Source organism: Streptomyces purpurogeneiscleroticus (assembly GCF_020024005.1).
Lineage (GTDB): Bacteria > Actinomycetota > Actinomycetes > Streptomycetales > Streptomycetaceae > Streptomyces > Streptomyces purpurogeneiscleroticus.
Genome location: NZ_NHSG01000249.1, coordinates 1 through 9,934 on the forward strand (window position 1 = coordinate 1; position 9,934 = coordinate 9,934).

9 protein-coding genes are annotated in these 9,934 nt (G+C 73.2%); 3 read left to right on the plus strand and 6 right to left on the minus strand.

Annotation, left to right across the window (positions count from 1 at the left end; genetic code table 11):
* Positions 1-39 precede the first annotated feature (39 nt).
* The 4 genes from CCS38_RS16075 to CCS38_RS16090 all read right to left on the minus strand — a co-directional run bounded on the left by CCS38_RS16075 (position 40) and on the right by CCS38_RS16090 (position 3,011).
* Entirely contained in the window at positions 40-462 is a 423-nt protein-coding gene (locus CCS38_RS16075; RefSeq protein WP_223733968.1) for a (2Fe-2S) ferredoxin domain-containing protein, read from the minus strand.
* Between the two features lie 71 nt (positions 463-533).
* On the minus strand, positions 534-1,559 hold the full coding sequence (locus tag CCS38_RS35550) for a WD40 repeat domain-containing protein (RefSeq protein ID WP_223733960.1): 1,026 nt from the start codon (positions 1,557-1,559) through the stop codon (positions 534-536).
* Positions 1,556-2,575, minus strand: a complete 1,020-nt coding sequence (locus CCS38_RS16085) for a CobW family GTP-binding protein (RefSeq protein ID WP_223733961.1) — start codon at positions 2,573-2,575, stop codon at positions 1,556-1,558. The genes CCS38_RS35550 and CCS38_RS16085 overlap by 4 nt, the downstream gene beginning before the upstream one ends.
* A 22-nt stretch (positions 2,576-2,597) precedes the next feature.
* On the minus strand, positions 2,598-3,011 hold the full coding sequence (locus tag CCS38_RS16090; protein ID WP_223733962.1) for a Fur family transcriptional regulator: 414 nt from the start codon (positions 3,009-3,011) through the stop codon (positions 2,598-2,600).
* 161 nt (positions 3,012-3,172) lie between these two features.
* Between CCS38_RS16090 and CCS38_RS16095 the strand changes: the two genes are divergently transcribed.
* Positions 3,173-3,652: an Lrp/AsnC family transcriptional regulator gene (locus tag CCS38_RS16095; RefSeq protein ID WP_223733963.1), complete on the plus strand. Its 480-nt coding sequence runs from the start codon at positions 3,173-3,175 to the stop codon at positions 3,650-3,652.
* Between the two features lie 24 nt (positions 3,653-3,676).
* Positions 3,677-4,378, plus strand: coding sequence for an HAD family hydrolase (locus tag CCS38_RS16100; RefSeq protein WP_223733964.1), 702 nt, complete (start codon positions 3,677-3,679; stop codon positions 4,376-4,378).
* Here the strand turns inward: CCS38_RS16100 and CCS38_RS16105 are convergent.
* Positions 4,326-5,978 carry an AMP-binding protein gene (locus tag CCS38_RS16105; protein WP_223733965.1) on the minus strand — a complete coding sequence of 551 codons (1,653 nt, stop codon included), beginning with the start codon at positions 5,976-5,978 and terminating at the stop codon, positions 4,326-4,328. The two genes, CCS38_RS16100 and CCS38_RS16105, sit on opposite strands and share 53 nt — an antisense overlap.
* Before the next feature lie 2 nt (positions 5,979-5,980).
* Complete coding sequence (locus CCS38_RS16110; protein WP_223733966.1) at positions 5,981-6,667, minus strand: TetR/AcrR family transcriptional regulator; 687 nt, start codon at positions 6,665-6,667, stop codon at positions 5,981-5,983.
* 89 nt (positions 6,668-6,756) lie between these two features.
* Here CCS38_RS16110 and CCS38_RS16115 point away from each other — a divergent pair.
* Positions 6,757-9,934, plus strand: a 3,178-nt coding sequence (locus CCS38_RS16115; RefSeq protein WP_223733967.1) for an acetyl-CoA carboxylase family protein, incomplete at its 3' end; no start/stop codon positions are given.

Genomic DNA, 9,934 nt, shown 5'->3' on the forward strand with positions numbered 1-9,934 from the left:
GCGTCCAGGGCCACCCCCTCCTCTTCGCCGATTTCCGCGTCAGCGGCGGGCACGGCCGCGCCTGCCTGCCGCCCGGCCCTGCCGCGCCGCACCCGGTGGCCGGATGAACCGGAGCTCCAGCGCGGGCGGCGGCGCGGCGATGCCGGGGCCGCCGTCGGCCGCCCACCGCAGCACGTCCTCGGTGGCGTCGTCGCTCATTGCGAAGCCGATCCAGGCGGCCCGGCCACCGTTCCGCCGCCCGCTGCCCGACGGCTGGACGACCAGCACGTTCGCCTGGTCGCAGGGGCCGAGGCAGTCGGTCGTACGGACCGCGAGGCGGCCTTCGGAGTCGCGGGCCGCCGCGCGCAGCCTGGCCAGCTGGCCGTCGTGGTCGAAGCCGCGGTGCTTGCGCGCGTTGCCGCAGCAGCAGCCCCGGCAGACGACCAGGGTGCACGGCCGGTCGCGCGCTGCACCGACCACCACCTGCGCCGCCGTGTCGGCGCGTGCGGCGAGCTCCTGCCGCCGCGCCGCGGCCGCGCGCCCGGCGGGGCGGCTCACAGCGTCACTCCCGGCGGCACCTGTACGGCCCGTACCGCACCGTCCCGGTACGTCACGATCAGCAGCTCGGAGCCGGCCCAGGCCAGCGCGGTGACCGCCGACCCGCCGGGCAGCGTGCGGGCCGGGGACAGCCTGGCCTGCGGGCGGCCCGACGTGGCGTGCCACAGGGCGAGCGTGCCGTCGTCGCCGCCGGTGGCGAGGTGGCCGGCACCGCCGGGCCGCCAGGCCAGCGCGGTGACCTTCCGGTGCGCGCTCAGCGAGCGCGGCGCCGTACCTGCGGGGCCCTTGCCGGAGAAGTCCCACACGGTGACGTCCGGCGCACCGTCTGCGGCGAGCCAGAAGCCGGTGTCGTCGAACGCGAGCCGGGAGACCTTCTCGCGGTAACCGGACATGGTCAGCTCACTGCCGTCGCGGGTGCGCCAGATGTGGATCGAGGCGTCCTGGTTGCCGCTGCAGATCCAGCGGCCGGTGGGCGCCACGGCCAGCGCGAGGTGCGAGCCGACGTACGGGTAGGTGACCACGGGCGCCGCGCTGTGCCGCTCGTGGCAGCGCACGGCTCCGTACGCCGCGACCGCCAGCCGCCGGCCGTCGCGCAGCCAGGCCAGGTCGGTGACGGTGCTGGGCGCCGGTTCGGTGGCCCAGAGCTGCTCGCCCTGTGCGTCCAGGACCAGCGCCTGCCGGCCGCGCGCCACGGCGAACCGCTGTCCGCCCGCCCATACTGCGGTGGCCGACCAGGCGCCCGTTTCGGTCAGCACCGTACGGCCGGTGTCCCGGTCCTGTACGCCGTGGCCGGTGGGTCCGGTGGCGACGAGGTGGCGGCCGTCGGGCGAGAGCGCGACGTCCAGCGCGCCGCCGGGCAGTTCCAGCTCGGGCCGTACCGCGCCGGTGGCGGTGTCCACGGTCCAGACGCGGCCGTCGGCGCCGGCCACCGCGGCGGTCCCGGCCCGCACGGAGAGCGCGACGGGCGCGTCCTCGACGGCTGCTTCCCAGAGGGGAGATACATCAACGGCGGGGGCGGTCACGCGGCGGCTCCCGCGGTGGTCAGGCACGCGGACAGGCCCTGCTCCAGTTGGTCGCGGTCCAGCCCGCGGCCGATGAAGACCAGCTTGCTCCGCCGGGTCTCGCCCGGCTGCCACTCCCGCCCGAACTGCCCGTCCAGCAGCATGTGCACGCCCTGGAAGACGTACTGCTTCGGCGCACCCGCGAGCGCGAGGATGCCCTTGGAGCGGAAGATGTCCGCGCCCTTGGTGCGCAGCAGCGCGCCGAGCCAGCGGTTGAGCCGCGCCTCGTCCAGCTCGCCGGTCAGCTCGAAGCCGACCGAGGTGACGCTGGTGTCGTGCTGGTGCTCGGTCTCGGTCAGGAACTCCGGGTCGTCCTTGAGCACCCGCGCCAGGTCGAACGCGCCGACGTCCATGACCTCCTTGAGGTCCACCGCCGCGTGCCGGGCGGGGATGATCTGTACGGCGGCGTTGATCGCCCGGATACGGGAGACGACCTCCGCGACCGTCGCCTCGTCCACCAGGTCCGTCTTGTTGAGAACGATCCGGTCGGCGAAGGCGACCTGCTCCACGGCCTCGTTCTCCACGCCCTCGGGCTTCACCTCATCGAGGTGCTGAATGGCGTGGGCCGCGTCGACGAGCGTGACGATGGCGTCCAGCCGCAGCTGGGCCGCAATCTCGTCGTCCATGAAGAAGGTCTGGGCGACGGGCGCGGGGTCGGCCAGTCCGGTGGTCTCGATCAGGATGTGGTCGAACTTCTCGCGGCGGCGCATCAGCGCGCCGAGGATGCGGATGAGGTCCCCGCGCACGGTGCAGCAGATGCAGCCGTTGTTCATCTCGAAGATCTCTTCTTCGGCGTCGAGCACGAGCGCGTCGTCGATGCCGACCTCGCCGAACTCGTTCTCGATGACGGCGATCTTCATTCCGTGCTGCTCGGTGAGGATGCGGTTGAGCAGGGTGGTCTTGCCGGATCCGAGAAAGCCGGTCAGTACGGTGACGGGCACCCGCTCGTCACGCGCGGCGGCGTCGGCTTCGGTCATGGGGCGTCCTTCTGAGTAGGTGTCAGTGGGCGGTGGGCCGGCAGCGGCCGCAGACGCCGGTCAGTTCGACGGTGTGCTCGACATCGGTGAACCCGCTGGTCGCGCCGATGCGTTCGGCCCACCGCTCGACCACGCGCGAGTCGACCGGCCGGCTCTGGCCGCAGTCGCGGCACAGGAGGTAGTGCTGATGGCCGGCGGTGCTGCGTCTGCGGTACAGCCGTTCCCCCGTCCCGTCCCGCACGACGTCCACCTGGCCACTGGCCTGGAGCTGGTGGAGCGCGCGGTAGACCGTCGTGAGGCCGACCGCGCAGTCCGCGGTGGCCAGACGGGCGTGCAGCATCTGGGCCGAGACGAAGTCCTGGCAGTTACCGAGCGCACGCAGCACCGCGGCCCGCTGCGGGGTGTTCCGCGTCGGCGAAGGCTTGGCACCGGTCATACCCGAGAGCCTAAATGAAAATGAATTCCATGTCCATGTGAGGGACTGTTCATGTGTTTACGGGCGCGCCCGCCCCGCTGTCGCAGGCCGGGGCGGCACACCGCAGACTGGAGGCGATCGACCGGTACCGCCCCGCACCACCCGTAAGGAGGCCGTTCACCATGGCCGTGGACGCACTCGACGCCCGGATCCTCCGGCTGCTGCTGGAGCAGCCGCGGACGAGCGTGCGGGAGTACGCGCGCCTCCTCGGTGTCGCGCGCGGCACGGTGCAGGCGCGCCTGGACCGGCTGGAGCGGGACGGTGTGATCACCGCGTACGGGCCGCGCCTCTCCCCCGCCGCGCTCGGGCACCCGGTCACCGCCTTCGCGCACATCGAGGTCACGCAGGGGCACCTGGAGGAGGTCGCGGCCCTGCTGGCCGAGGTACCGCAGATCATCGAGGCGTTCTCGACCACGGGCGGCGGCGACCTGCTGGCCAAGGTGGTGGCGCGGGACGCGGCGCATCTGGAGGACGTGATCCAGCAGCTGATCAACATGCCGGGGGTGGTGCGGACGCGCACCGAGGTGGCGCTGCGCGAGCGCGTGCCGCACCGGCTGCTGCCGCTGGTGGAGGACGTCGGCGGGGCCGCGGCGGCGCGCTGACCGCCGACTTGGCATGCTGGTGGCATGAGCACCGAGGGCCCCTCCCGCACGCCCGTCATCTTCGACCTCGACGGCACCCTGGTCGACAGCGAGCCGAACTACTACGAGGCGGGGCGGCGGCTGCTCGCCCGGTATGGGGTCGAGGACTTCACCTGGGAGCACCACGCGCGGTTCATCGGCATCGGGACGCGCGAGACGCTGGAGATCCTGAGGAAGGAGTACGGGATCGAGGCGCCCGTCCCGGAGCTGCTGGCCGGGAAGAACGCGATCTACCTGGAGCTGGCCGGGGCGCAGACCGAGGTGTTCCCGGAGATGCGGGTCTTCGTGGAGCAGCTGCACGCGGCGGGGCACCCGGTCGCGGTGGCGTCCGGCTCGTCCCGGACCGCGATCGACGCCGTACTGAAGGGCACGGACCTGGACGCGATGCTCACCACCCGGGTGTCGGCCGAGGAGGTGGGGCGCGGCAAGCCGGAGCCCGATGTCTTCCTGGAGGCGGCCCGGCGGCTGGGGGTGGCGCCGGAGAGCTGCGTCGTGCTGGAGGACGCGGCTCCCGGTGCGGAGGCGGCGCGCCGCGCCGGGATGCGGTGCATCGCGATCCCGTACGTGGCGGAGACCGCCGGGGCCCCGGCGTTCCAGGCCGCCGGGCTCCTCTTCAGGGGCGGTCAGGGGGAGTTCACGGCGCGGGCCGCGTACGCATGGCTCGCTCGGCCAGCTCCGTCTTCTTGATCTTTCCGGTGGCGGTGAGCGGCAGCTCCGCGGTCAGTTCGATGGCGGGCAGCTTGTAGGCAGCCATGGCCGCGCCCGCCCACTCCGTCAGGGTCTCGGCGGTGAGCGTGCTGCCGGGGACGGTGCGGACGTAGGCGTACGGGCGCTGGCCGCGGCGCTCGTCCGGTACGGCCACGACGGCCGCGGCCAGCACGTCCGGGTGGCGTCCGAGCAGCGTCTCCACCTCCGTCGGGAAGACGCTCATGCCGTTCACCTTGATCATGTCTTTGTCGCGGCCGAGGTAGTGCAGACAGCCGTCCTCGTCGATGGAGCCGATGTCGCCCGTGTGCAGCCAGCCGTCGCGGAGGGCCGTCTCGGTGGCCTTGGGGGCGCGCCAGTACCGGGTGAGGACGGACGGGCCGCGGACGACGATCTCGCCGCGCTCGCCGAGCGGCAGCGGCTCGCCGGTGGCGAAGTCCACGACCATGAAGTCCGTGCCGGGAACGGGCAGTCCGCAGAACGTGGGCTCGCTGAGCAGGTCGGCGTCGCCGTCCTGGAAGCCGAGGGTGGAGGTGTCGCTGGTGTGCGTCTCGGTCATGCCGTACGACGCCTCGCGCAGCACGCTGTGGTCGCCGACGGCGCGGCGCCAGCGGTCGCGGATCTCCGGAGTGAGCTTGCGGATGAAGGAGACGGTGAGCGGTGCGGTGAAGGCGGAGAGGTCGCGTCCCGCGAGGTCCGGGTGGTCCAGGAGTTCGAGGTAGTTCTCGACCGTGCCGGCCATGGTGGCGACGCGGTACCGCTCCAGGCCGTCCAGGACGGCGGCCGGGTCCCAGCGCGGCAGCAGCACGCTCGTGCCACCGGAGACCAGCGGCGCGAGGATGCCCAGGTTCTCGCCCGCGATCCAGAAAATGGGCAGGTAGCAGAGGGAGACGATGCCCTCGGGGGCCAGGTCGGGGGCGCGGCCGGAGTCGATGGCGGTGGCCGTGTAGACCATGTGGCGCTGGGTGTGTTCGCAGCCCTTGGGCATGCCGGTGGTGCCGCCGGTGTAGTTGAGGGCGGCCAGCGCGTCGAGGTCGTCGGCGATCCGGCCATGCGGGGCGTGCGCGAGCGCTGCCTCCCACGCGTCGGTGTCGGCGAGGAGGATCTCGCGTACGGGCGTGTCCGCGCGTATCTCCTCCATGGCCGGGGCCAGTTCGGTACGGGAGATGACCAGGCGGGTGCCTGCGTCGGTCAGTTCGTGGCGGAGTTCGGCCGCCTTGAACATGGGATTGACCGGTACATGGACCGCGCCGAGGCGCAGCACGGCGAGCATCGCGACGAGGAACTGCGGGCAGTTGGGGAGGTGGACGCCGACCCGGTCGCCGGGCTGCACACCCTGCGCGGCCAGCCATCCGGCCAGGCGGTCGGACGCCTCGTCCAGCTCCCGGTAGGTCGTCTCGCGGCCGTCGAAGACGAGGGCGATGCGGTCGGGGGCGGTGGCGGCCCAGTGGCGTACGTAGCCGGGTACGGTCCATTCGCCCGCGCGCAGCCTGATGGTGTCCGGCTGCCGGCCGCTGCGGGCCCGTTCCTGTCGGGTGCGGAGATCGGTCAGGTAGTGCTCGATACGCGTCGCGCGGCTCACTGCTACTCCTCCGGTATCGCCTGGTGTCCCTCGGGGTGGTACGGCCTGAGCAGGTGCAGGTACATGGCGGTGACGTCGCGCACGGCGGCCTCGTACGCGTCCGGGTCCGCCGCGACCAGCTGGGCGAACCGCACGCTCATCCCGCCCACCGCGTGCGCCACCGCCAACGGGTCCGCGACCGGCGCCAGTTCGCCGGCCTCGGTCAGGCGGCGGATGTAGCGGGCGGTGCGGCGGGTCGGCCGGCGGTTGATCTCCTCCCACAGCTCGCGCAGCCCGTCGTCCCCCTGCGCCTGCTGCTCGATCAGCCGGAGCAGCGGGAGGTGGGCGGCGTACGCGGCGAGGAAGGCGGCGGTGGAGTCGTGCGCGACGGCGCGGACGTCGTCGGGGTCGGTGTCCGGCACTTCCTGTGCGGCGAGGAAGGCGTCCCGTACGCGCACCGCGAGCACCTGGAAGATCTCTTCCTTGGACGCGAAGTAGACGTAGAACCCCGCGCGGGACAGCTCGGCCTCGGCGGCGATGTCGGCGATGGTGGCGGGTCCGTAGCCGAGGCGCGTGAAGACCGCCTCGGCGGCGTCCAGCAGCCGGTGGCGCACGGGCGTGTCGCTGCGGTCGCGGGCGGTGCGGGTCGCCCAGGGCCGGTGTCCGCGGCCGGACGGCTGCCTGCCGGAGGTCTCTTCCTTGTTTGCCACGCCTCGACCATATTGACGTTGACGCCAATGTCAATGAGCATGACAGCGCCGTCTCGGAGCCTGTGTCATTGCGTGGAGGTGCTTGCTCAATGGGGTCAGCCGTACTTGTCGCCAATCGCGGGGAGATCGCCGTCCGGGTGGTGCGTGCCGCGGCGGCGGCCGGACTGCGGAGCGTCGCGGTGTACGCGGAGGATGATGCGGCGGCCCCGCACGTCCGGCTCGCCGACGAGGCGCATCCGCTGCCCGGTTCCGGGCCCGCCGCCTACCTCGACGCGGCGGCCCTGCTGGCCGTCGCCCGGGAGGCCGACTGTGCGTACGTCCATCCCGGCTACGGCTTCCTCAGCGAGGACTCCGGTTTCGCGCGGGCCTGCGCCGAGGCGGGCACCGTCTTCGTCGGCCCCTCCCCCGAGGTGCTCGGCCTCTTCGGTGACAAGGCACGGGCCCGGGCGCTCGCCGAGTCCCTGTACGTGCCGGTCCTGCCCGGCACCAGCGGCCCCACGACGCTCGACGAGGCCCGCGCGTTCCTGGCCGAAGGGCCCGGCGCGGGCGGCCCGGTGATGGTCAAGGCGCTCGGCGGGGGCGGCGGCCGCGGGATGCGCCGGGCGCGGGACGCGGCCGAGCTGGCCGAGGTGTGGGAGCGCTGCCGCTCGGAGGCGGTACAGGGCTTCGGGCGCGGTGAACTGTACGTGGAGCGGCTGCTGACCGGAGCGCGGCACATCGAGGTACAGGTCATCGGCGACGCCACAGGAGCGGTCACCCACGTCTGGGAGCGGGACTGCTCCGCGCAGCGCCGCCATCAGAAGCTCATCGAGATCGCGCCCGCGCCCGCACTGCCCGCCGCCGTGCGGGACCGGCTGCTGGAGTGCGCGCTGCGGATGGCCCGCGAGGTCGGTTACACGGGAGTGGGTACCTTCGAATTCCTCGTGAGCGGCGAGGAGTACCACTTCATGGAGGCCAATCCGCGGCTCCAGGTGGAGCACACCGTCACCGAGGAGGTGACGGGCGTGGACCTGGTCGACGCGCAGCTGCGGCTGGCGGCCGGGGCGACGCTGGCCGATCTGGGGCTGGCCGACGGGCCGCCCGCGGCGCGCGGCTTCGCCGTACAGGCGCGGGTCAACGCCGAGGTGACGGCGGCGGACGGTACGGTACGCGGCTCGGCCGGCACGCTGACCCGCTTCGAGGTGCCGACCGGGCCGGGGGTGCGGGTGGACACCGGTGCGCGCGGCGGGCTGACGGTCGGCGCGCGCTACGACCCGCTGCTGGCGAAGGTCGTCACACGCGTCCCCGTACGGGACTTCGCCGCGGCCTGCGAGCGGTCGCGGCAGGCGCTCGCGGAGTTCGCCGTGGAGGGCGTACGGACCGGAATTCCGCTGCTGCGGGCGGTGCTGGGCCATCCGGAGTTCGCGGCGGGCGGCACGGACACCTCCTGGGTCGCGGAGCACTTGCCCGAACTGCTCCCCGATCACGATGAGCCGGCGGGCGCCGCGCCCGACGAGGACGGCGCGGTCGTCGCGCCGATGGCCGGCACGGTCGTCACCGTGGACGTGGCACCCGGCGACACCGTGCCGGCGGGCCAACAGCTCCTCGTCCTCGAGGCGATGAAGATGGAGCACGTGGTGACGGCGCCGACCGCCGGGATCGTACGCTCCGTACGGGCAGCGGTCGGCGACACGGCCTCCGAGGGAGAGCCGCTGGTGGTCCTGGAGCCGGTCGCGGGCGACGCGGCCGACGAGGCCGCCGCCGCGGAGGCCGACCCGGACGCCATCCGTCCGGACCTCGCGGAGGCGCTGGCCCGGCACGCGGCCGGGCTGGACGCGCAGCGCCCGGAGGCGGTCGCCAAGCGGCACAAGCTCGGCCGCCGGACGGCACGCGAGAACATCGACGACCTGTGCGACGAGGGCAGCTTCACCGAATTCGGCGCGCTGGCCATCGCCGCGCAGCGCCGTCGCCGCTCCCTGGACGACCTGATCGCCTCGACCCCGGCCGACGGCATGGTCACCGGTACAGGGACGGTCGACGGTGCGCCGTGCGTGGCGATGTCGTACGACTACACCGTGCTGGCCGGCACGCAGGGCCACAACAACCACCGCAAGACCGACCGCCTGCTGGGCGTGGCCGAGCAGCGGAAGCTGCCCGTCGTGCTGTTCGCGGAGGGCGGCGGCGGCCGCCCCGGCGACACCGACACCGCCTCGATCGCCGGGCTGAATGTCATGACGTTCCATCAGATGGGCCGGCTGAGCGGCCTCGTCCCGCTGGTCGGCATCGCGTCCGGGCGCTGCTTCGCGGGCAACGCGGCGCTGCTGGGCTGCTGTGACGTGGTGATCGCGACGCCCGAGGCGTCGATCGGGATGGGCGGCCCGGCGATGATCGAGGGCGGCGGGCTCGGCGTGTACGCGCCCGAGGAGGTCGGCCCGCTGTCCGTGCAGGTCCCGAACGGCGTGGTGGACATACCCGTCGCGGACGAGGCCGAGGCGGTCCGCACGGCCAAGCGGTACCTCTCGTACTTCCGCGGCCCGGCCGAGGAGTGGGAGGCGCCCGACCCGCGACTCCTCCGACACGCCATTCCCGAGAACCGGCGCCGGGCCTACCCGGTGCGCCGGGTGATCGACGGCCTCGCGGACACCGGTTCGGTACTGGAACTGCGGGCGGGCTTCGGTACGGGAGTGGTCACGGCACTCGTACGCATCGCAGGCCGCCCCATGGGCCTGGTCGCCAACAACCCCGAACACCTTGGCGGCGCGATCGACCGCGACGCCGCCGACAAGGCCGCCCGCTTCCTCCAGCTCTGCGACGCCTTCGGCCTGCCGGTCCTCGCTCTCTGCGACACCCCCGGTTTCATGGTCGGCCCGGACGCCGAACGCACCGCGACCGTCCGCCACTTCTCCCGCCTCTTCGTCACCGGCGCCAACCTCCGCGTCCCCGTCGTCTCGCTCATCCTGCGCAAGTCGTACGGACTCGGCGCGATGGCAATGATGGGCGGCTCGACCCACACCCCACTGGCCACCGCCGCCTGGCCGACCGGCGAACTGGGCGGCATGGGCCTGGAGGGCGCGGTACGCCTGGGCTACCGCAAGGAGCTGGAGGCCATCAGTGACCCGGACGAACGCCAGCGCGCGTACGAGTCCCGGGTCGCCGAACTGTACGAGCACGGCAAGGCGGTGAACGCGGCCGCCGCACTGGAAATCGACGCGGTCATCGACCCGGCAGTGTCCCGGGAGTGGGTCACCGCGGCGCTGAAGGGGTACCGGGCGGAGGAACTGCCGGTGG

Bases quoted from the DNA above. Each gene is read 5' to 3' on its own strand.
- CCS38_RS16085 (WP_223733961.1), bottom strand. From the start codon at position 2,575: ATGACCGAAGCCGACGCCGCCGCGCGTGACGAGCGGGTGCCCGTCACC.
- CCS38_RS16090 (WP_223733962.1), bottom strand. From the start codon at position 3,011: ATGACCGGTGCCAAGCCTTCGCCGACGCGGAACACCCCGCAGCGGGCC.
- CCS38_RS16095 (WP_223733963.1), top strand. From the start codon at position 3,173: ATGGCCGTGGACGCACTCGACGCCCGGATCCTCCGGCTGCTGCTGGAG.
- CCS38_RS16100 (WP_223733964.1), top strand. From the start codon at position 3,677: ATGAGCACCGAGGGCCCCTCCCGCACGCCCGTCATCTTCGACCTCGAC.